Source organism: Roseibium sp. (assembly GCF_050301095.1).
Taxonomy (GTDB): domain Bacteria; phylum Pseudomonadota; class Alphaproteobacteria; order Rhizobiales; family Stappiaceae; genus Roseibium.
Window position 1 is genome coordinate 1 of sequence record NZ_JBNKYW010000200.1, and the last position, 20,802, is coordinate 20,802.

Consider the following 20,802-nt stretch of genomic DNA (forward strand, 5'->3'; position numbering starts at 1 on the left):
TCGCCGTCTGGGTGATGGCCGGAGCGGTGTCCGAGATCGTCACCCGGGTCAAGCTGTTCGAAATCGGTCCGAAACGCGCGTTCGCCCGTCTGACCGGCCTGCCGGGATCGGCCTGGGGAACCGCGATTGCTCATTTCGGCATCGGCGTGACGGTGCTTGGCATCGTCACGGCTTCCGCCTTCCAGGAAGAACAGGTCACGACCATGCGTCCGGGCGATACGGTGGAACTGGCCGGATACCAGGTCGCCTTCGACGGCGCCGCTCCGAGGCGCGGACCGAACTATACGGAAGAGGTTGGGCATTTCACGGTCCGCAAGGAGGGCACCGTTGTCTCAGAACTCGAGCCGTCCAAGCGGGTCTATACCGCCCGCCAGATGCCGACGACGGAAGCCGGCATCTACACGACCGGGTTCTCGCAGGTCTACTTGTCCCTTGGCGAAAGCCGCGGGGACGGCGCGGTCGACGTCCGGGTCTACTTCAAGCCGATGATCACGCTGATCTGGATTGGCAGCGTGATCATGGCATTCGGCGGGTTCGTCTCCATTGCTGACCGGCGCCTGCGGGTCGGTGCGCCGAAACCCGCAAGGCGGCAGGCGATTCCGGCTGCAGCGGAGTGAAACCATGATCCGTAAACTGCTGACCGGCCTGCTTCTGTCACTTGCTCTCATTGCGGGACCTGCCCTTGCCGTGGCGCCCGACGAAATTCTGGACGACCCGGTCCTTGAGGCGCGGGCACGGGCCTTGTCCGCCGAGCTGCGCTGCATGGTCTGCCAGAACCAGTCCATTGACGACAGCGATGCGCCATTGGCCAAAGATCTGCGCGTGCTTGTTCGCGAAAGGCTCGTTGCCGGAGACAGCGACGGGGAAGTCATCGATTACCTGGTTTCCCGCTACGGCGAATTTGTGCTGCTGAAGCCCCGCTTTGCCTGGCACACGATCCTTTTGTGGGCCGCCGGACCGATTGCGCTTGTGGCCGGGCTGATCGCCATCTTTGCCGCACTCAGGAAGAGAGCGGGCCGCAGCAGGCTGGCCTCGGGCAGCGCACAGCAGCACCTCACAGAGGAAGAGGAACGCCGCCTGAAGACACTTCTGGAGGAAACGGACGGGCCAGCCTGAAGTCTCACGGACGGAACACCAAGCCGTGACTTGCATGCCGATTGACTGTGCTTACTTCTGGCTGAACACCGAGGGGTAGGAACATGGCAAAACGGCCTTTGAAACTGGAATTCGACGGCGCCCACGGAGCCAAACTGGCGGCCAGACTGGATCTGCCGCCGGGAGAAATCCGGGCGTTCGCGCTCTTCGCGCATTGCTTCACCTGTTCCAAGGACGGCCACGCAGCCCGCCAGATCGCCGGAGCGCTCAGCGCCGAGGGCGTTGCCGTTCTACGGTTCGACTTTACCGGTCTTGGTGGCAGCGGCGGCGACTTTTCCTCCACCGGCTTTTCCTCCAACGTCGAGGATCTGAGGCTGGCAGCCGACTTTCTGCGCCGGAACTACGAGGCACCTCAGCTTCTGATCGGACATTCCCTGGGCGGGGCTGCAATTCTCTCGGTTGCCGGCGCCATTCCCGAAGCCAGGGCGGTGGTGACCATCGGAGCTCCGGCGGAAGCGGAACACGTTCTGCACAATTTCAAGGGCTCATTGGCGGAGATCAGGGACCAGGGCGCAGGTAACGTCGATCTGGCCGGCCGCACCTTCACGATCCGCAAGGAATTTCTGGACGATTTGCAGACCCAGGCCGTCCGGGAAAAGGCCGGCAAACTCGGCAAGGCGCTTCTGGTCATGCATGCGCCCCTCGATGATACCGTCGGCATCGAAAACGCCACGGATATCTTTGTTGCGGCCAAACACCCCAAGAGTTTCGTGACGCTCGACACGGCCGACCATCTCCTGAGCGGGCGTGAAGATGCGTCCTACGCTGCCCGTGTGATTTCGGCATGGTCAAGCCGGTACCTGGAACTGAAACCGCAACGCAGTGGCGCCGAAGAAAAAACCGGGGTGGACGTGATCGAGACCGGTCAGGGCAAGTTCCAGGCGATGGTGCTGAGCGGACAGCACAGGCTGATGGCGGACGAGCCGGCGGATTTCGGCGGCCTCGACAGCGGCCCGTCACCTTACGATTACCTGTCTGCAGCGCTTGGGGCTTGCACCGTCATGACCTTGCGCATGTACGTCGAGAGAAAGGGGCTTTCCCTGGACCGGATCGGGACGCAGGTTCTGCACGGCAAGGTTCATGCGGCCGATTGTGCGGAATGTTCCGAGGATCTGAAGAGCCGTGGCGGCAAGATCGACCGTTTCGAAAGACGGATCACTCTGGAAGGCGATCTGGACACGCAGACACGGGCGCGCCTGTTGGAAATTGCCGACAAGTGCCCTGTCCACAGGACGTTGGAAGCCGGTGCGGCCATAGTGACCCGGGAGGTCCGGGCGGACGATTGAAAAGAGGGCAGGGGCCGTGTTGTCAGGCCGCCTCGCCTTCCATTGAGCTCAGCCGGATCTTCATGAAGGACAGCAGGCGGCGCGCATCCTTGTCTGTCAGGGCACGGTAGTCGCCCACCCACTTGTCGACGGTCGATTGCGGCTGCTTGTTGTGGGTTGCCCGGGCGCGGCACAGGGCCTGGTAGTCATGGTCCTCGACACCCATGGCGCGGCACAGGACCGCAACGCCGGTGGCATCATAACGCACCATGACATTGGTGATGTATTTCTGCTCGAGCCCCGACATTTCCGCCAAGAGGAAGCAGATGTCGAACAGGTTGTTGGACAGGGCAAACTGGGTGATGGACTTGCCGAGCGTGCGCCGTCCTTCACGGATATCCTTCAAGGTGGCCTTGGCGTCGATCCGGGTGGCCTTGCGCTCCAGTTTGGAGCTGGCGACAACCTTGCTTGCCTTGTGGAACAACTCGTTGACGAGGTTTTCGTTCTCGTTGCGAAGCTGGCGGATCTTGGCCTGCTGCTTCTCGGGCATCTGGCTGATCAGTTTCTCGTAATCGGTCTCGGAGATGTCTGCGCGCTCCATCATGGCGTCGCGAATCTTGTCGTCGCGCTCTGCCAGCTTGATCAGGAGGCGGGAACCCCAGTCCGAAAACTCGGCGCCGGCGTTTGCGGCAACCGATTGCTTGACGGGGCTTTCACCGCGTTCCAGCAGAACGTCGGTGACCTGTGTTTCCAGATGCTTGCGCTTCGAGATGGCCAGCAGGTGTCCCTGACCCATCGTCTTCGCCAGCTGAAGAATGTCTTCGGTATCAAGCACGGTGGACGTGGTCAGCATCGGGCGGGCGATGTCGATCTCTTCCCTGGCCAGTGTCAGGGCGACATTCTTGGAGGTGCTGTCGATCGGTGCGAGTTGCTCGGAAACCGTCTTCTTCTGCTCTGCTTCCATGGTCGGCAGCATGCGCTCGATAACGGTATTGAACAGAGTAATTTCTTCGGTTTGGTAACTCTCCGCACCGGTTACGAAAAGTTCCGTTACATGTTCAACCAGCCGGTGGCGTTTTTCGGGCGTGCTGTCCTGGGCAAGACTGAGAAGGTCGTCGATCATGTCTGAGCTATCCGTTTTCACACCGTAACGACTAACAGACAGACAGTTTACAACTGGATAAAATGACGTAACAAAATTCAGATAATATTCCGAATATCAGCAAAAATAACAGTATAATTTTAGTGTAATTCTACGGAACCCGATATCCGGGGTAGAAATAATGCAACTTTTGGGTGCGTTGTACTTCTTTGCGCGCGGGGAGGCGCGGGCCGTCGGAGGGCAGTCCGGCGCGAAAGACTGGAGAGAACCGGGGATCAGGCCGCCTGATCGTGCTTGATGGCCTTCAGCTTCATCTGCATCAGGGCGAGTAGCCGCCGTGCGTCGGTTTCATCGAGCATGTGGTAGTTGGTCAGCCACTTGCTGCCCGTGCTTTCCGGAAACTTCAGGTGCTTGCAGCGCTCCTTGCAGATGGCCTGAAACTCCATGGCGCCGATCCCGGTTGCCCGGCAGACGGAGGCAATGCCGGTCGAGTCGAACCGGACCATGAGATTGTGGACATATTTCATGTCCAGACCGGCAAAAAAGGACAGCAGGCCGACGGCATCCAGAAGGTTGTGTTCCTGCGCGAGCTGATAGACAGCCTTGTTCAGGGTGGTCTTGCCGAGCTTGATCCCCATCAGCCAGGCCTTCGGACTGATCTTCGACGGGCGTTTCACCAGCTCCGAACCTGCGGCGATTTCTCCGTCGTCGCGGAAGAGATCCTCTAGAAGCTCCTCGTTGGACTTGCGCAGATGCCGGATGCGCTCCCCGAGCTGCTTGGGCATGTCTTTCACCAGGGCCTCGAACTCCTCCATCGTGATGTCGGCGCCAAGGTTCGTGGCAATGGTTTGTTTGACTTCCTTGTTGCCACGCGTGATCAGGACTTCCGATACGTCCCGGCTGACGGTATCGCGTTTGGCAAGGGCCAGTAGGTAGGCCTGTTCCTTGGTCCGGGCAATCTTGAGGAGATCTTCTTCCTTCAGGGAGCGGGAGCGTTCCAGAACCGCCTGGGCGACAGGAAAGTCGTCGGTCGCCATGGCTGCCGCGAGCTCGGAGGACATGGACTGAACATCCGCAAGCTGCTCGGACATCTTCTTGCGGGTTTCAAGTTCAAGGGAATCGTAGACACCCTCCAGCATATTGTTGAGAAGCCGGGTTTCCTCGGAGCCCGTGTCCTCGGAGCGCGCGACGAGAAGGCCCGTCACATGCTCGGCGAGCTGGTGCTTTTTTTCCGAAGAAGTTTCCTTGGCGAGCTGGAGAAGCGAGTTGGTCATGGTGTTACCTGTTCGCTCCAGTATCGCCTGATTTTCTTTATAACCCGTGAAAAATACGCACGGTTTGCCGGAGGCCGAAGGACGAACGAGATTGACCACCGGGCACCGTTGCGCCATTTGAGCGGCATGACCGAATTTCCGATCCTGTATTCTTTCCGCCGCTGTCCCTATGCCATCCGCGCCAGACTTGCGATTGCCGCGAGCGGGCAGACCGTTGAACTGCGCGAGGTCCTTTTGAGGGACAAGGCACCGGACTTTCTGGAAACGTCGCCAACGGCGACTGTGCCCTGCCTGAAGGACGGCGTTACTGTCCTCGACGAAAGCCTGGACATCATGCTCTGGGCGCTCGGCCGGAACGATCCTGAGAAATGGCTGCAGCCGGACGCGGCGGACAGCGAGGCCATGTTCGAACTGATCCGCCTTTGCGACGGTCCTTTCAAGCGTCACCTCGACCGCTACAAGTACGATACGCGTTATGTGGATGCGGACCGTGAGAACGAGCGCAGCAAGGCCTCCGAATATCTATGGTTTCTGAACAGTCAGCTGGGCGAAGGCGACTGGTTGTGCGGATCGCGTACCTCTTTGGCCGACTATGCGATCCTGCCCTTCATCCGGCAGTTCGCAAATACCGACCGCGCCTGGTTCGACGCCCGGGACTGGAATGCCCTGATTTCGTGGCTGGAAGCTTTTGAAATTTCCGCTCTTTTCCGGCAGGTCATGCCCAAATGGCGGACGTGGCAGGCAGGCGATTCGCCGATTTTCTTTCCGCAAAGGCCCCTGTTGCCTGACAGCGCGGGCGGCTGAAGCCGGTTCTTCAGTTCTTTGTGGCAGAAAATTTTCTTTTTAAAACAAATTGTTGTCTGCGAAATCTGTCCGAGGTTTCCAACCTTACGAAACTGTAATGCCGCCGACAGGCGGCTGTAAGGCTGTGCTTCCTATCTTCTGTCTCGAGCCTGGAGCGTTGTCCCCGCACGCTTTCGAATTGGCCTACAGAGTAAATTTCGACAGAGGAAGATAATATGCAAAATCATCGGTCAGTCTCTCCCTTGCGGTCCCGCCGTGCCAAGTTGCTGGCAGGTGTGGTCGCGCTTGGGGCAGCCGGTCTCATGACGGCTCAAACGGTCGTTCCGAGTCAGCTTGCCTTCGCCGATGCTGTTCGCGTCGATGCCGCTGCGCCGCTCGATTTTTCCGACGTCGTCAAGGCGGTCAGCCCGGCAGTGGTCAGCGTTCAGGTGAAGCAGGCGATCGAACCGCGCATGATGAACTATGGCGGCGGCGACAGCTTCGAGGAATTCTTCAAAGGCCTGCCGGATGGCAGCCCGTTCCGTCGCTTCTTCCGCGATTTTGGCGGTCAGGGCGGCGAAAACGGCCATGGCAAGCGTCCTTCTCCGCGCCAATACGGCATGTCGCAGGGCTCCGGTTTTTTCATCTCCGATGACGGTTATGTCGTCACGAACAACCACGTTGTTGAAAACGGAACCGAATTCACCGTCATCGACCGCGACGGCAAGGAATTTCAGGCCAGGCTTATCGGTGCCGACAAGCGCACCGACCTGGCACTTCTGAAGGTCGATAGCGACAAGACGTTCACCTATGTGGATTTTGCGGACGATGCGCCGGAAGTCGGTGAATGGACCGTCGCCATCGGCAATCCGTTCGGTCTCGGTGGTTCGGTGACTGCCGGCATCGTTTCGGCGCGCGGACGAGACATCGGAGCGGGACCCTATGACGATTTCATCCAGATCGATGCGCCCGTCAACCGCGGGAACTCAGGCGGTCCGGCTTTCAACATGCATGGCGAAGTCATCGGCGTGAACGCAGCGATCTTCTCGCCGTCCGGAGGCAACGTCGGTATTGCCTTCGCGATACCGGCCTCGACCGCGCAGGATGTCATCATGGAGCTGAAGAACGACGGTACCGTCGTTCGCGGCTGGCTGGGCGTACAGATCCAGAACGTCACGGATGACATCGCGGAAAGCCTTGGCCTCGAGGAGGCCCGCGGCGCCATAGTCGCGGAAGCGCAGGACAACAGCCCGGCCAAGAAGGCTGGCCTGCGCTCGGGCGACACAATCCTGGCCGTTGACGGCACCGAGGTGAAAGGTCCGCGCGATCTGTCCAAGATCATTGCGGCGTATGAGCCGGACACAAAGGTCGAGATTACTGTTTGGCGTGACGGCTCTGAGCAGGATGTGACGGTGACCCTCGGCCGCCTGCAGGAGCAGGATCAGAAAGTCGCTGCCGCAGTGGATGCTGAAGACGCCAAGACCAGCCTGGACGACCTCGGCCTGGTTCTGACCACCAAGGCGGAAGCCGGAATGGAGGGCGAGGGTGTCGTCATCGCCGAGATTGATCCGGACAGCCCGGCTGCCGAGAAACGCCTGAGCGAAGGCGACGTGATCCTGGAAGTCGCAGGCATGAAGGTAAACGAACCGTCCGACGTACTGAAGGCACTCGAAAAGGCGGAAAAGGACGGCCGCAAGGCGGTGCTCTTCCGGGTCGAGAGCAACAACACAACCAGGTTCGTGGCTCTGCCCATGAACCTTGCCTGATCAGGAACCGGCTCGGCCGGGGTGTCCGGATCTCCCGATCGGAACCGGACAGCCCCGGCACAAGGATCAGCCGAAGTCTCAGCCGACGTGCCCCGCCGCATGAAAGCGGATTGATCCTTTGAACCGGCCCCTGACGGACAAGACCGGCCTGACCTCTGCCCCTGACCCCCGAAGGCCGGTCTTGTCCGAGGGTTTGTCAAAACCCTGGGAGACTGGCGGCGGCGTCCCACATCCTTCGCCGCCGTCAGCCATTTTCATTAAGTGCAACACACGTTAAAAGGATGAGATGTTGAGGATTCTAGTCATCGAAGACGACCGGGAAGCGGCCAGCTATCTCGTCAAGGGTTTGAGCGAACTCGGTCACACCGCCGACCATGCAGCAGACGGGCGGACCGGACTGCAGATGGCCCTCGACAGCGATTACGACATTCTCATCGTCGACCGCATGCTGCCGAAGATGGACGGTCTTGCCGTCATCCAGGAACTGCGCCGGGAAGGCAATCACACCCCCGTCCTGATCCTGTCCGCCCTCGGCCAGGTGGACGACCGGGTAAAGGGCCTGAAGGCCGGCGGCGACGATTATCTGCCCAAGCCCTACGCCTTCACCGAATTGCAGGCACGTGTCGAAGCGCTTGCCAGGCGGCCGAAATCCGCACAGCAGGTGGAGACGACCTATACCGTCGGCGACCTCACGCTGGACCGCATGGCCCATTGCTGCCGCCGTGGTGACACGGATATTCCCCTGCAGCCGCGCGAATTCCGCCTCCTGGAATATCTCATGCAACATGCCGGACAGGTGGTCACCCGCACCATGCTCCTGGAAAACGTCTGGGAGTATCACTTCGATCCTCAGACCAATGTGATCGACGTTCACATCTCCCGCCTGCGCAGCAAGATCGACAAGGGCTTCAAGACGCCGCTTCTGCATACGATCCGGGGTGCCGGATACACGATCCGTGACGCGGTTAACTAGATACACAAGGACGACGGCGTTCAAGCTGTCGCTGCTCTACATTGCCGTCTTCACGGTGATGTCCGGTTTCCTGCTGGTCTATATTTCCGAAAACACGGACCACCTGATGTCCGAGCAGGTCGTCCAGACCGTCGACGCGGAGCTGAAGGGTCTGTCAGACGTCTATTTCAGGGGCGGCGTCCGCGATCTGGTGGAAACCATCGACGAGCGCTCCCGCCATCCGGACGCCAGCCTTTATCTGCTGGTCGATTTCGCCGGCAACGCGCTGGTTGGCAACATCGCGCGCCTGCCCACGGTCGTTCTTGAGGAAGCCGATGGCGGCCTGCGCCGGGTGCGCTACACGCGCCTCGGCCAGGATACGGAAAAGGTCGAGCGTCAGGCCATGGTCCGGACCTTCGAGCTGCGCGGCGGCTTCCGCCTGCTCGTCGGGCGGGATCTCGGCGACCAGTTGCGGTTTTCCAATCTCCTCGGCAATGCCCTGCGTTTATGGCTGATCGTGGTCATCCTCTTGGCGGCGATTACGTGGTTTTTCGTCAACCGGCGCGTGATGAAGCGTATCGACGAAATATCGGCGACCAGCCGGACCATCATGACCGGCGACCTCACCCGCCGGCTGCCGGTGGCCGGCAACGACGACGAATTCGACCGCCTCGCCGTCAATCTCAACACCATGCTGGAGCGCATCGAGCTGCTGATGCAGTCGATGAAGGATGTCACCGACAACATCGCCCACGACCTCAAGACGCCGCTGACGCGGCTGCAGTCCCGCGTCGAGACGGCCCTGCGCGAAGCCAGGGAGGAGGAAGGTTACAGAAGCGCCCTGGAGGCAACTCTTGACGAGACCGACAACCTTTTGCGCATCTTCAATGCACTGCTTCGGATCGCCCGGATTGAATCGACGGCCCCCGGTTCGGTGATGGAGCCGTCGGATCTGGGGAAACTGGTCGCGGAAATCGCCGAGCTTTACGAGCCGCTCGTGGAGGACGAGGGCGGGCGTCTGGAAACCGATGTTCCCGACGGCCTGATGGCTGACTGCAACAAGGATCTGATCAGCCAGGTTCTGGTAAACCTGATCGAGAACGCCCTGAAATATGGCCGCCCGGAAGAGGGAGACTTCATCATCCGCCTGTCCGGTGGCGAGGAGGAAGGCCGCGTGGTCCTGACCGTTTCCGACAACGGGCCGGGTATTCCGGAACACGATCAGGACCGGGTGATGGAACGCTTCGTGCGGCTCGAGGAAAGCCGCTCTGAACCGGGAACGGGCCTTGGATTGAGTCTGGTCAAGGCCGTTGCCCGCTTGCATGGCGGAGACTTGCGCTTCATGAATGGAGCATCGGGTCTGACCGCACGGATCGACCTGGCACCGGTCGGCAACAGGAATGGCAATGAACACATCGGCACACGGACAGGATCAGAACAACCAGACCCAGCCTGACGGAGGCGCCGGCAGTCTGGTCGGCCGAATTGCCACTGTGCCGGCCGCGCCCGATCCTGACCACGCCGCGCTTTTTCTGAAGGACCTGCTCGACCATGCGGAGGCGGGCGGCGGTTTTCAGGAGCTGCTTGACGCGCATTCTCACCTGCAAGGGTTCCTGCTTGGCATCATTGGCAACTCGCCTTTCCTGCGCGACCTCATGCTGACCGACCCACCACGGCTTCTGGCCATCCTGAAGGAGGCCCCCGAGGCTCGGCTGGAGCGGATTATGGGCCAAGCGCGCGAAGCAAGGGCCGAGGACGAAGCTGGTATCATGCGGGTGCTGCGGCTCCTGAAACAGGACCTCGCACTGACCCTCGGTCTGGCGGATATTTCCGGGACGATCGATCTCGACCTGGTCACGGGCGCACTGGCCGGTTTTGCCGACGCGGCACTGACCGCCGCCATCCGCTTCTGCCTGGATGACCTGACCCGCCGGGGCAGGTTCGTGCCACATGACCCCGAAAAGCCGGAGGAGGGCAGTGGCCTGATCGTGCTCGCCATGGGCAAGCACGGTGCCGATGAACTGAACTACTCCTCCGACATCGATCTGATCGTGCTCTATGACCCCGACAAGGCACCGATGGCGGGAGGAGCCGAGGCGCCGGTGGAGTTCGTGCGGCTGACCCGGCGGCTCGTCAAGATCATGCAGGACCGGACGGCGGAGGGCTATGTCTTCCGTACCGACCTGCGCTTGCGTCCGGACCCCGGCGCGACGCCGCTTGCCATGTCCGTTCCCGCGGCCCTTGTCTATTACGAATCCCTCGGCCAGAACTGGGAGCGGGCAGCCCTGATCAAGGCGCGGCCCTGCGCGGGCGACATTCCGGCGGGCGAGCAGTTCCTGCACGAGATCGTCCCCTTCATCTGGCGCAAATACCTCGATTTTGCCGCCATCGCCGACGTCCAGTCGATCAAGCGACAGATCCATATGCACAAGGGACACGGGGCCATCGCCGTGGCCGGGCACAACGTCAAGCTCGGCCGCGGCGGCATTCGCGAGGTGGAGTTCTTCGTCCAGACCCAGCAGCTGATCGCCGGGGGACGCAACCCGGCCCTGAGGGGCCGGCGCACACTCGACATGCTCGACGCACTTTGCGACGCTGACTGGATCCGGCCGGAATCGCGGGACGAACTGGCCGATGCCTACCGGTTCCTGCGCAATGTCGAGCACCGGATCCAGATGCTGAACGACGAGCAGACCCAACTCTTGCCCAAGGACGACGAAGGGCTGGCGCGTGTCGCCGCCCTGATGGGGTTCGACGGTCTGAAGCCCTTTGAAACAGCGCTCCTGAACCAGCTGAAAACGGTTCAGCATCACTATGCCGAACTGTTCGAGGACGAACCGGCGTTGTCGTCTGAGCTCGGCAATCTCGTCTTTACCGGCGATGATCACGATCCGGGTACGCTGGAGACTCTGTCCGGCCTTGGTTTCAAGCAACCTTCGGAAGCAGCCGCCATCATCAAGTCCTGGCATTTCGGACGCTATCCCTGCACGAGGTCTACCAAGGCGAGGGAACGGCTGACCGAAATGCATCCGGCTCTGATCTCCGCGCTGGCTGCGACCGACAACGCGGACGTGGCGCTCCGGGCCTTCGACAATTTCATGTCGAAGCTGCCGGCCGGGGTTCAGCTCTTTTCCCTGCTGCGCTCCAATCCGCAGCTGCTGACGCTGCTTGCCACCACCATGGGCGCCGCGCCGCGCATGGCCGAAACGGTTTCCAAGCGCGTCCACGTTCTGGACGCCGTCCTGGACCCGGCGTTCTTCGGCGCCATGCCGAGCGTCGAGGAATTCCGGAATGGACTGGACCGGACGCTTGCCCAGGCCCGTTTCTACGAGGAGGCTCTCGACCGGGCGCGGATTTTTGCACAGGAACAGCAGTTCCTGATCGGTCTTCGGCTGATCTCCGACACGCTTTCGGCCGACCGGGTCGGCTTTGCCCTGGCGCGGCTCGCGGAAGTCGTCGTCAATCGCATCCTGACACAGGTTATCAGTCATGTCGGTGAGGCCAATGGTGTCGTTCCCGGGGGCAATGTCGCGGTCCTCGCCATGGGCAAGCTTGGCGGGCGGGAGATGACGGCGGCCTCCGATCTCGACCTGATCCTGCTTTACGAAGCCCCGGAGGACGTCAAGCAGTCGGACGGCAAGCGGCCGCTGGCAATCACCCAGTATTATACGCGCCTGACACAGCGGCTGGTTACGGCGCTGTCGGCGCCGACGGCCGAAGGCTCGCTTTACGAAGTGGATTTCCGCCTGCGCCCGTCCGGCAACGCGGGGCCGCTTGCCACCAATCTGGACGGCTTCATCGCCTATCAGAACAAGGACGCCTGGACTTGGGAACACATGGCCCTGACCCGTGGCAGGGTGATCGCGTCCTCCTCGGACGAGTTCGCACAGAAGATAAGCGACAGCATCCGGGAAACGCTGACCAAGCAGCGGGACAGGCAAAAGCTCGCCGACGACGTGCGCTCCATGCGCGCGCGCATTGAAAAGGAAAAGGGCACCAAGGATGTCTGGGACCTGAAACAGGTTGCCGGCGGCCTGGTCGATATCGAGTTCCTGGCCCAGTTCCTGCAGTTGGCGAATGCCCACGACAAGCCGGAAGTCCTGGCACAGGCGACAGAAGATGCGCTGGAACGGCTGCGCGAGGCCGGTTGCCTCGACATGGGCGATGCCGGACTGCTGCTGGAAGCGCTGCGTCTCTATCACCGCCTGACCCAGGTCCTGCGTCTGGCGCTAGCAGGCAAATTCGTTCCGGCCGAGGCCCCGCGCGGTGTTCTGGATCTGCTCGTCCAGGCTTCCAGCAGTCCGACCTTCGACCGGCTGGAAACGGAACTGGCGGAGCTGCAGGCCAAGGTCAGGGCAGTTTTTGAGAGGCTGGTGGGCAAGGTGGAAGTGGTTGAGGGTTGATCTCGGGTTGTATTTTCACACCGCGTAGCGTATCAGAATGCCCGTGTCGGCGGCCCGATTTTCCCAGCTTCTCTACGCTCTTGTGAGCGACCCCTGACTCATATTCCGAGATACCTCATGCATTTTCTACCCAACGTCGCGGTCCGTCGTCCGGACCGTTCCAAAAGTCATGTCCTTTCAAGTGGCCGCATGCTGGCCTGGTCTGAATGGGGGGAGGAGGCCGCGATCCCTGTCCTGTTCCTGACCGGGGCAGGTATGGCTGGAACGCTCGGTTTCGGTATTGACCATCTTCAGGAACTGAATGTCCGGCTGATTGCTCCGGATCGGCCGGGACTTGGGCAATCGGATCCGGATCCGGACAAAACGCTGTCTTCAGTCGCGGATGATGTCATTGAACTGCTCGGCCACTTGCAGGTGCAGGAAGCCGCCGTTGCTGCGTTCTCCCAGGGAGCGCCGTTTGCTCTGGCTCTGGCCGCCAAAGGTGTTGTGTCCAGGCTCGCGATCGTGTCCGGGCAAGACGATCTGGCAAAAAAGGTGTTTGACCAGCTTCTTCCCGAACAGGTCAGGCAAATGACGCGTCAGGCTGCAAGCGATCCGGAAGGCTTTCTCGCCATGTTGGAAGGTTTTGCCGAACCCGACGGATTTTTTGAACTTGTCCTGTCGATGAGTTCCGAACCGGATCGCTCCGTTTACGGGCAGGAACCGTTCAGATCAGCCTATAAGCTGGCCTTGGCGGAAGGCTTTCGGCAAGGGCCTGGCGGCTACGCCCGCGATACGCTTGCCGCACTCGGGCCATGGGACATCAATCTCGCGGCAATCAATTGCCCGATGACCTTGTGGTATGGCGGAAAGGATGCAAGCCCGGTGCACTCGCCCGACTTCGGAGCTTCCTTGGCGCAGTGTCTGAAAACCGCGGAGCGCAGATTTTTTCCCGAAGAAGGCGGGGCGCTGCTGTGGACGAGAGCGCGGGATATACTGCGTGAACTTGTGGGTAAGGAGGTCCTTTAGGCCGCCGCTTCCTTCTCCGCCAGCGGCAGGGTGAAGCTCACCGTCGTGCCTTTTTTTACCTCGGACTGGATCGTCAGCTTGCCGCCATGCAGTTCTACCAGCGAACGGGCAATGGCTAGCCCGAGGCCGGAGCCCTGGTGGGTCTTGGTGAACTGGTTTTCCACCTGAACGAAGGGCTGGGCGAGACGTTCGATGTCGCGCTCCGAAATGCCGATGCCGGTATCGGTGACCTCGAAGCGAAGCTTGTCGCCGCGCGGCCGGGCCCTGAGCGTAACCGTGCCGTTGTCGGGTGTGAACTTCACCGCGTTGGCAAGCAGGTTCAGGAGGATCTGCTTCAGCGCCCGCTTGTCCGCATTGACAAGGATATTCTCGGCGACGTCCGTGTTGACCGTGATGTTCTTCTCCGTCGCCGCACCGGTCACGATCCGGCCGGCATCCTGGGCCGCGGCGGAGGCGCAGACGGTTTCCGTCTCGATGCTCATCCGGCCGGCCTCGATCTTGGACATGTCCAGGATGTCGTTGATCACATTGAGAAGATAGGTGCCGGAGGAATAGATGTCCTTGCAGTAGTCCGAGTAGCGCTCGGTGCCGACCGGGCCGAACATCTCCTGGGTCATGATGTCGGAGAAGCCGATGATGGCGTTCAGCGGCGTGCGCAATTCGTGCGAAATATTGGCGAGGAATTCGGACTTGGCCTGGTTGGCAGCTTCCGCGCGGGTCTTTTCTTCCTGGTATTTGTCTGCCAGTTCCACGAGCTGGCGTGCCTGGATTTCCAGCGTCTGACGGGACTTCTGCAGATCGGAAACGGTGGCCTTCAGCCGCCTTTCCGATTCCATCAGTTTTTCTTCATGCTTCTTCAGCGCGGTGATGTCCGTGCCGACGGAAACGAAACCGCCGTCCTTGGTCCGACGTTCGGAGATCTGCAGCCAGCGGCCGTCTTCCAGCTGGGCTTCATAGGAGCCGTCCGGCGCGCCGCCGCGCTGGGTGACCGCGATGGGCTGCGGCGCGATCTCGGCGTTGACCGCGGCCGCCATGACGTCCTGGTAGGGTGTGCCCGGCTTGATGACCGATCCCGGCAGGTTGTGCAGCGACTGGTAATTGGAATTGCAGATCACCAGTTCGTTCTTGGCGTTCCACAGCACGAAGGCCTCGGAGATCGTCTCGATGGCATCGCGCAGGCGCAGGTCCGCCATGCGGCTGTGTTCCTCAAGCAGATGCTGCTCGGTGATGTCGATACAGATGCCGATCAGATGCGGTTCCGCCCGTCCGGGTTCGGACTGGATTTCACCGCGGGCCCTGAGCCAGATCCAGTTGCCGTCCGCGTGGCGCATGCGAAAGGTCTCGTCGACCAGGGTTTCGCCGGTTTCCAGAAGATGTTCGGCAAGGCCAAGAAGGTCGATGTCGTCCGGATGGGTGATGTCGGCCACTTCCGCGAAGCTCAGGATGTCGTCCTTGGGCTCGCGGCCCAGAAGCTCATAGAGCGAGGACGACCAGAACATGCGGCCGCGGGAAAGGTCCCAGTCAAATAGGCCGCAGCGGCCATGGGTCAGGGCGGTGTCGATCAGCGCCCGGGTGCCGGCATACATCTCGTCGGCGGCTTCCGCGCGCGAGGCCTGGCTGAACAACCCGTAGATGACCGCCAGCAGAACCAGGGACGTGCCGGCGAACAGGGTGACATTCGCCGAAAGGTCGTCGCGCCATTCCGCGTAGATGGCGTTTTCCGGTTGCAGCACCGCCAGCATGCCGAGCTGCCCGTCGAGATGATGCACGGTCGCCAGAACCTGCTCCTCGGCGTTGCCGATGTCGGCGGGAACCGCGAGGACGCCGGCGCGGGCGCCGAATACGGTCAGCGGTTGGGACGGGCTCAGAACATCCGTGATTGGCCGGCTCTCGAGGCCCGGTTGGACCGGCGCGGACGCGACGATGGTTCCCGACGCATCCGTGACCAGGAATATCCTGCCCCGGCTGGTTGCGCCCGCCGGCAGGCTGTCGGCCAGATGGCGCTTCAGGACCGTCCGGTATCCGGCCTTCGGCAAGGCCTCCTGCGTGGCGTTGAGGCTGTTGGCGACAACGGTTGCCATCAGGCTCAGCGTGTTTTGCGCGGATTGCTGGGTGTCGGTAAACTCATCGACCAGCTCACCGGCGCGGAACAGCGCCAGAATGACGATGAAGACGATCGCGAGGCTTGGGATGGCGCGCCGCATCAGGCCGTCGGAACGGGCGAGGCCGTTCATGAGGGAGGCGAACAGGCCACGCAGCGACAAGCGTGTTGCGCTTGCAGTGCTTTCCTGTTCCGACTCCTTGTCGCCGCGCCGCACGGATGCGTCGCCAGCCATCGCTCGCGCCATAGGAAGTGTGCCTCAGTTTCCGCCGCATCGGAGCTTGCCCCGAATCACTTCCATTTGAATCAAATCGTCTGTTTTTGTCTAGAGTCGGCAAAGAAGAAAATGGTTAACGTGAGCCGCGTTTTTCTGCTCTCGCGTTAACCTTTCCCAGTATTGCAGGCTACTGCAATGTTCTGTCCACGATATCGCGGCTGTCTCTTGATAGATCTTCGCATGACGAAATCCTCAGGAGGGCAGATTCGGCAAGGGCAGAACGTTGTGGGTCAAGCGCGCGCCAGGACCGGAAACTGGTCAGGAGACGCGAGGCAACTTGCGGATTCCGTTTGTCGAGTGCCAGAACCGATTCGGCAATCAGTTTGAAACCGGCTCCGTCGGACCGGGCAAACTGCGTCGGGTTTCCGGTGGCAAACGACTGCAGCAGCGCCCGGACCCGGTTCGGATTGCCGGCGTCGTAGAGCGGATGGGTCATCAGCACCCGGACCCTGGCAAGGGTCTCGCTGCCCGGCGCCATGGCCTGGGTCATGAACCACTTGTCCATCGCCAGCGAATTTTTTTCGTGCCGGGTCCGATAAGCCTCCAGGGCAACATCTTCTTGCGCCATGTGATCGTGTACGAGCAGTGTCAGCGCGGCGAGGCGGTCCGTCATGTTGTCGGCTGTACGGAACCTGTCCCAGACAATCTGGTCGGCATCTTCCGCCCCCGAAACAGCGTAGTAGTGAAGCGCCCGGTTGGAGAGGGCGCGTTTGCCCGCGGCCTCCGCGTCGGGCGAATAGGCGCCGTTGTGGGTCTGCGCATGGACGTAGGGAACAAGGTCCATCCCGAGTTGACGGGCAAGCGCACGGCGCATCAGCTGCCGCGCCGCGTGGATGGCATCGGGATCGACATCCTTGCCGATTTCCTGGGCAATGTCGGCCTCGCTCGGCAGCGTCAGCGTCTGGGCCTTGAGAGCGTCGTCCAGCGAGGCATCCCTCATGACCGCACTGAAGACCTCAAGGACTTCCTGGGCAGGCATTCCGGGTTCACCACGCCGGGTGGCCTCCGACAGCCGCACAAGGTCCTGCATCGCCAGGGTCTGGACCGCCTGCCAGCGGTTGAAGGGGTCGTTGTCCTGGGCCGCCAGAAACAGAAGGTCCTCCGATCCCAGCTTCTGATTGAGCCGGATTGGTGCGGAAAAACCGCGCAGCAGCGACAGGACCGGACGGGAGGACACGTTCCTGAAGGTCACGTCCTGCTGCGCCTTGGTCAGGACAAGCACGTCGCCCGACGCCTGGGACCCGTCCGCAGGCGTCAGGTCCATGTCTTCTCCGTTGGGGCCTATCAGGCCGAAGCGAAGAGGAATGACGGCCGGTTTGCTGGACTTCTGGCCCGGAACCGGCGGGATCTCCTGCGACAGGGAAACGGTGAAGGTCTCATGGTCCGGATCATGTCTTGTTTCAACGGACACCAAAGGCGTGCCGGCCTGTTCGTACCACAGCGCAAATTGGCTGAGATCGGTCGAGGCCGCTTCCTCGAAACAGGCCAGAAACGCCTCGATGGTGGTGGCCTCGCCGTCATGACGGTCGAAATAGAGGTCGAGCCCGGCCCGGAAGGCCTGCGCACCCAGCAGCGTCTTCAGCATACGGACGACTTCGGCACCCTTCTCGTAGACGGTCGCGGTGTAGAAGTTGTTGATTTCATGATAGACCCGCGGGCGGACGGGATGAGCCAACGGGCCGGCGTCTTCCGGAAACTGATGCGATTTCAGGAGGCGCACATCGGCGATCCGCTTGACGGGACGCGAGCGCATGTCGGCGGAAAATTCCTGGTCGCGGAAAACCGTCAGGCCTTCCTTCAGGCAAAGCTGGAACCAGTCCCGGCAGGTAATGCGGTTGCCGGTCCAGTTGTGGAAGTATTCGTGGGCGATGACCGCCTCGATATTGGCGTAGTCCTGATCGGTCGCCGTTTCCGGATCGGCCAGGACATATTTGTCGTTGAAGATGTTGAGGCCCTTGTTCTCCATCGCGCCCATGTTGAAGTCCGACACGGCGACGATGTTGAAGACATCGAGATCGTATTCCCGCCCGAAGGCCTCCTCGTCCCAGCGCATGGAGCGTTTCAGCGAATCCATCGCCCAGCCGCATTGGCCTTCCTTGCCGTGTTCGACGAAGATGTTGAGTTCGACCATCTTGCCGGACGCCGTGGTGAATGTGTCGGGATGGCGCGCAAGATCGCCCGCAACGAGAGCGAAGAGGTAGGCCGGCTTCGGATGCGGGTCGTGCCAGACCGCATAATGATGCCCGGGCGTCTCCGCATCGCCGGTCTCGACGAGATTGCCGTTGCCGAGCAGCACCGGACAGTCCGTCTTCAAGGCCTCGAGACGGGTCGTATAGACCGCCAGCACGTCCGGCCGGTCGAGAAAATAGGTGATGCGGCGGAAGCCCTCGGCTTCGCACTGGGTGCAGAACGTGCCGGAGGACCGGTAAAGTCCCATCAGCTTGGTGTTGGCCTCCGCATTGATTTCCGTCGTGATCGTCAGCTCGAACGGGGTCGCGGGCGGGGCCGAGATTTCCAACCGCTCGGCGGTCGCCTCATAAGCGGAGGCGGGCAGGTCCTGTCCGTTCAGCTTCAGGCCGGTCAGCACGAGTTCGTCACCATCCAGAATCAGCGGCGTCCCGTCCGCGGTTCCTTCCGCCTTTGCCAGGGCCAGGGTGGCAGTCACCATGGTGGCCTGCGGGTCGAGCCGGACATCCAGATGAACCTTGTCGATGCGGTAGGCGGGCGGTTGATAGTCTTCCAGCCGGATGGCGGGCGCCGTTTCGGAACGCATCTGGTTCTCCTGAAAATTCTGCAAGTCCATGAACGGCATACGAGGGGGCGATGCCGGGCAAGGTCAAGGCGTTACCATGATCGGCGATTGTGGCAAAGTCCTGTTTCTGCCCGACGTTTGCGGGCAGATGAGACAAATAACCCTGTTCATTTGCGCCGGCGTGTTTTGACCTGGGGCAAGCCATTGTCTATGTGAGAGGCGTTGTCAGTTACAGGGACCTTTTTTATGAGCCGTTTGGACAGTTTTATCCGCCGCATGACCTCCCAGAAAATCCTGCTGGAATATCTGGTCGACAAGGTCAATGAGGTTGAAGGTCCCGTTCTGGAGCTGGGGCTCGGCAATGGCCGAACCTATGATCACTTGCGCGAGATCTACCCGGACAAGGAAATCTTCGTTTTCGATTTCGCCATGAACTGTCATCCGAGCTGCGCGCCGGATGCGGAACACATGATCCTGGGCGATATCAGGGATACGCTGGCCTTTTGCGGTCCGCGCGTCGGTGCACGGGCGTCCTTTGCCCATATCGACATCGGTTCGGCCGATCCGACCAACGATCTGGCGATCGTTCACTGGCTTGCACCGCTCGTCAACGAACGCATGGCCGTCGGCGGCTATGTGCTGACCGCGCTAGAACTCGACCTGCAGAATTTCGAGACGCTGGAAAAGCCGGGCGGCATTCACCCGGGCCGCTATCACATCTACCGCAAGACGTCGGAAGCCTGATCATTCCTGCAGGCTTGCCGGCTGAATTTCAAGGACGCCAACATGACCGCGCCGCTCAAAGGCATCAAGGTAATTGAACTCGCCCGCATTCTGGCAGGGCCATGGACTGGCCAGACCCTGGCGGATCTCGGAGCGGACGTGATCAAGGTGGAAGCGCCGCAGGGTGACGACACCCGTGGCTGGGGGCCTCCCTTTGTCCGGGACGAGACGGGGGCAGACCGGGACGCAGCCTATTTTCACGCCTGTAACCGGGGCAAGCGTTCGATCACCGTCGATTTCCGGACCGGGGAAGGCCAGGAAATCGTCCGGCGTCTGGTCGCGGACGCAGATGTCGTGATCGAGAACTTCAAGGTTGGCGGCCTCGCCAAATACGGGCTCGACTACGACAGCCTCCGGAAGGTCAATCCGAAGCTCGTCTATTGCTCGATCACCGGGTTCGGACAGGACGGTCCCTATGCCCATCGCGCGGGCTACGATTTCATGATCCAGGGCATGGGCGGCATCATGGATCTGACCGGCGAGCCGGAGGGCGATCCGCAGAAGATCGGTGTCGCCTTCGCCGACATTTTCACCGGTCTCTACGGCGTGATCGGCGTTCTGGCCGCCCTCAGGCGCCGGGACGAGACGGGGGAAGGCGAGTGGGTCGACATGGCCTTGCTCGATGCCCAGGTCGCCGTGCTCGCCAATCAGGCCCTCAATTATTTTGTTTCCGGCAAGGCGCCCAAGCGCCTCGGCAATGCCCATCCGAACATCGTGCCTTATCAGGTCTTTCCCTCCAAGGACGGTCACCTGATCATTGCGGTCGGCAATGACGGCCAGTTCAGGCGTCTTTGCGCCGTTCTCGGCCGGCCGGAGCTGCCGGAAACGCCGAAATTCGCGACCAATGCGGCCCGTGTCGCCTCCAGGTCGGAGCTGGTTCCGATCCTGGCGGAGGAGACCGCAACCCGCCTGCGCGACGATCTGCTGGCCGCCCTGGAAATGGAAGGGGTGCCGGCAGGGCCGATCAACTCGGTGGAAGATGTCTTCAACGACACGCAGGTGACGCACCGCGGCCTGAAAGTGGATCTGCCGGCAACCGGAGTGGAGGGCGGCCACGTGCCGTCCGTGCGCACGCCTATCAGCTTCCGCAATGGCGAACTGGTGCTGGAACGGGCCGCACCCGCTCTGGGCGAGCATACGGATGAGATCCTGGCCGAACTCGGACTGAAATCCAGCTGATA

At 61.3% G+C, this 20,802-nt stretch carries 15 protein-coding genes; 11 read left to right on the forward strand and 4 right to left on the reverse strand.

Translation table 11 applies throughout. The features are described 5' to 3' along the window. The 3 genes from ACQY7U_RS18010 to ACQY7U_RS18020 form a co-directional block, all read left to right on the forward strand. Positions 1–617 (forward strand): cytochrome c-type biogenesis CcmF C-terminal domain-containing protein (locus ACQY7U_RS18010; protein ID WP_428647295.1); only part of this gene is annotated, 617 nt, incomplete at its 5' end. Between the two features lie 4 nt (positions 618–621). Next, positions 622–1,116 (forward strand): cytochrome c-type biogenesis protein, encoded by a 495-nt coding sequence (locus ACQY7U_RS18015; RefSeq protein WP_428647297.1) that lies wholly within the window; start codon positions 622–624, stop codon positions 1,114–1,116. A gap of 83 nt (positions 1,117–1,199) precedes the next feature. Beyond that, positions 1,200–2,441 (forward strand): bifunctional alpha/beta hydrolase/OsmC family protein, encoded by a 1,242-nt coding sequence (locus ACQY7U_RS18020; RefSeq protein WP_428647300.1) that lies wholly within the window; start codon positions 1,200–1,202, stop codon positions 2,439–2,441. A 22-nt stretch (positions 2,442–2,463) separates the two neighbouring features. Here ACQY7U_RS18020 and ACQY7U_RS18025 read toward each other — a convergent pair whose 3' ends face one another. Both ACQY7U_RS18025 and ACQY7U_RS18030 read right to left on the reverse strand, forming a co-directional pair. Further along, complete coding sequence (locus ACQY7U_RS18025) at positions 2,464–3,543, reverse strand: DUF2336 domain-containing protein (RefSeq protein WP_428647303.1); 1,080 nt, start codon at positions 3,541–3,543, stop codon at positions 2,464–2,466. Between the two features lie 254 nt (positions 3,544–3,797). Then, the gene (locus tag ACQY7U_RS18030) at positions 3,798–4,796 is read right to left on the reverse strand and encodes a DUF2336 domain-containing protein (RefSeq protein WP_428647306.1); all 999 of its coding nucleotides are present in this window, start codon (positions 4,794–4,796) and stop codon (positions 3,798–3,800) included. Between the two features lie 126 nt (positions 4,797–4,922). Here ACQY7U_RS18030 and ACQY7U_RS18035 point away from each other — a divergent pair, with 126 nt between their 5' ends. The 6 genes from ACQY7U_RS18035 to ACQY7U_RS18060 all read left to right on the forward strand — a co-directional run bounded on the left by ACQY7U_RS18035 (position 4,923) and on the right by ACQY7U_RS18060 (position 13,708). After that, positions 4,923–5,600: a glutathione S-transferase gene (locus ACQY7U_RS18035; RefSeq protein WP_428647308.1), complete on the forward strand. Its 678-nt coding sequence runs from the start codon at positions 4,923–4,925 to the stop codon at positions 5,598–5,600. 215 nt (positions 5,601–5,815) lie between these two features. Continuing rightward, positions 5,816–7,345, forward strand: a complete 1,530-nt coding sequence (locus ACQY7U_RS18040) for a Do family serine endopeptidase (protein ID WP_428647311.1) — start codon at positions 5,816–5,818, stop codon at positions 7,343–7,345. 286 nt (positions 7,346–7,631) lie between these two features. After that, on the forward strand, positions 7,632–8,318 hold the full coding sequence (locus ACQY7U_RS18045; RefSeq protein ID WP_428647313.1) for a response regulator transcription factor: 687 nt from the start codon (positions 7,632–7,634) through the stop codon (positions 8,316–8,318). Next, positions 8,302–9,753, forward strand: coding sequence for a sensor histidine kinase (locus tag ACQY7U_RS18050; RefSeq protein WP_428647316.1), 1,452 nt, complete (start codon positions 8,302–8,304; stop codon positions 9,751–9,753). Before ACQY7U_RS18045 ends, ACQY7U_RS18050 begins: the two co-directional genes overlap by 17 nt. Beyond that, a complete protein-coding gene (locus tag ACQY7U_RS18055; RefSeq protein ID WP_428647319.1) occupies positions 9,704–12,700 on the forward strand; it encodes a bifunctional [glutamine synthetase] adenylyltransferase/[glutamine synthetase]-adenylyl-L-tyrosine phosphorylase in 2,997 nt (998 codons plus the stop codon). Before ACQY7U_RS18050 ends, ACQY7U_RS18055 begins: the two co-directional genes overlap by 50 nt. 117 nt (positions 12,701–12,817) lie before the next feature. Beyond that, complete coding sequence (locus ACQY7U_RS18060; protein ID WP_428647322.1) at positions 12,818–13,708, forward strand: alpha/beta fold hydrolase; 891 nt, start codon at positions 12,818–12,820, stop codon at positions 13,706–13,708. Here ACQY7U_RS18060 and ACQY7U_RS18065 read toward each other — a convergent pair. After that, positions 13,705–16,044, reverse strand: coding sequence for an ATP-binding protein (locus ACQY7U_RS18065; RefSeq protein ID WP_428647324.1), 2,340 nt, complete (start codon positions 16,042–16,044; stop codon positions 13,705–13,707). The genes ACQY7U_RS18060 and ACQY7U_RS18065 overlap by 4 nt on opposite strands. 169 nt (positions 16,045–16,213) lie before the next feature. After that, complete coding sequence (gene pepN, locus ACQY7U_RS18070; RefSeq protein WP_428647327.1) at positions 16,214–18,859, reverse strand: aminopeptidase N; 2,646 nt, start codon at positions 18,857–18,859, stop codon at positions 16,214–16,216. Between the two features lie 225 nt (positions 18,860–19,084). Between pepN and ACQY7U_RS18075 the strand changes: the two genes are divergently transcribed. Both ACQY7U_RS18075 and ACQY7U_RS18080 read left to right on the forward strand, forming a co-directional pair. Beyond that, complete coding sequence (locus tag ACQY7U_RS18075; RefSeq protein ID WP_428647329.1) at positions 19,085–19,582, forward strand: class I SAM-dependent methyltransferase; 498 nt, start codon at positions 19,085–19,087, stop codon at positions 19,580–19,582. Between the two features lie 42 nt (positions 19,583–19,624). Continuing rightward, a complete protein-coding gene (locus tag ACQY7U_RS18080) occupies positions 19,625–20,800 on the forward strand; it encodes a CaiB/BaiF CoA transferase family protein (RefSeq protein WP_428647332.1) in 1,176 nt (391 codons plus the stop codon). Positions 20,801–20,802 lie beyond the last annotated feature (2 nt).

Bases quoted from the DNA above. Each gene is read 5' to 3' on its own strand.
- ACQY7U_RS18020 (WP_428647300.1), top strand. From the start codon at position 1,200: ATGGCAAAACGGCCTTTGAAACTGGAATTCGACGGCGCCCACGGAGCC.
- ACQY7U_RS18045 (WP_428647313.1), top strand. From the start codon at position 7,632: ATGTTGAGGATTCTAGTCATCGAAGACGACCGGGAAGCGGCCAGCTAT.
- ACQY7U_RS18055 (WP_428647319.1), top strand. From the start codon at position 9,704: ATGAACACATCGGCACACGGACAGGATCAGAACAACCAGACCCAGCCT.
- ACQY7U_RS18065 (WP_428647324.1), bottom strand. From the start codon at position 16,044: ATGGCTGGCGACGCATCCGTGCGGCGCGGCGACAAGGAGTCGGAACAG.
- ACQY7U_RS18060 (WP_428647322.1), top strand. From the start codon at position 12,818: ATGCATTTTCTACCCAACGTCGCGGTCCGTCGTCCGGACCGTTCCAAA.
- ACQY7U_RS18075 (WP_428647329.1), top strand. From the start codon at position 19,085: ATGAGCCGTTTGGACAGTTTTATCCGCCGCATGACCTCCCAGAAAATC.
- ACQY7U_RS18015 (WP_428647297.1), top strand. From the start codon at position 622: ATGATCCGTAAACTGCTGACCGGCCTGCTTCTGTCACTTGCTCTCATT.
- ACQY7U_RS18035 (WP_428647308.1), top strand. From the start codon at position 4,923: ATGACCGAATTTCCGATCCTGTATTCTTTCCGCCGCTGTCCCTATGCC.
- ACQY7U_RS18030 (WP_428647306.1), bottom strand. From the start codon at position 4,796: ATGACCAACTCGCTTCTCCAGCTCGCCAAGGAAACTTCTTCGGAAAAA.
- ACQY7U_RS18040 (WP_428647311.1), top strand. From the start codon at position 5,816: ATGCAAAATCATCGGTCAGTCTCTCCCTTGCGGTCCCGCCGTGCCAAG.
- ACQY7U_RS18080 (WP_428647332.1), top strand. From the start codon at position 19,625: ATGACCGCGCCGCTCAAAGGCATCAAGGTAATTGAACTCGCCCGCATT.
- ACQY7U_RS18025 (WP_428647303.1), bottom strand. From the start codon at position 3,543: ATGATCGACGACCTTCTCAGTCTTGCCCAGGACAGCACGCCCGAAAAA.
- pepN (WP_428647327.1), bottom strand. From the start codon at position 18,859: ATGCGTTCCGAAACGGCGCCCGCCATCCGGCTGGAAGACTATCAACCG.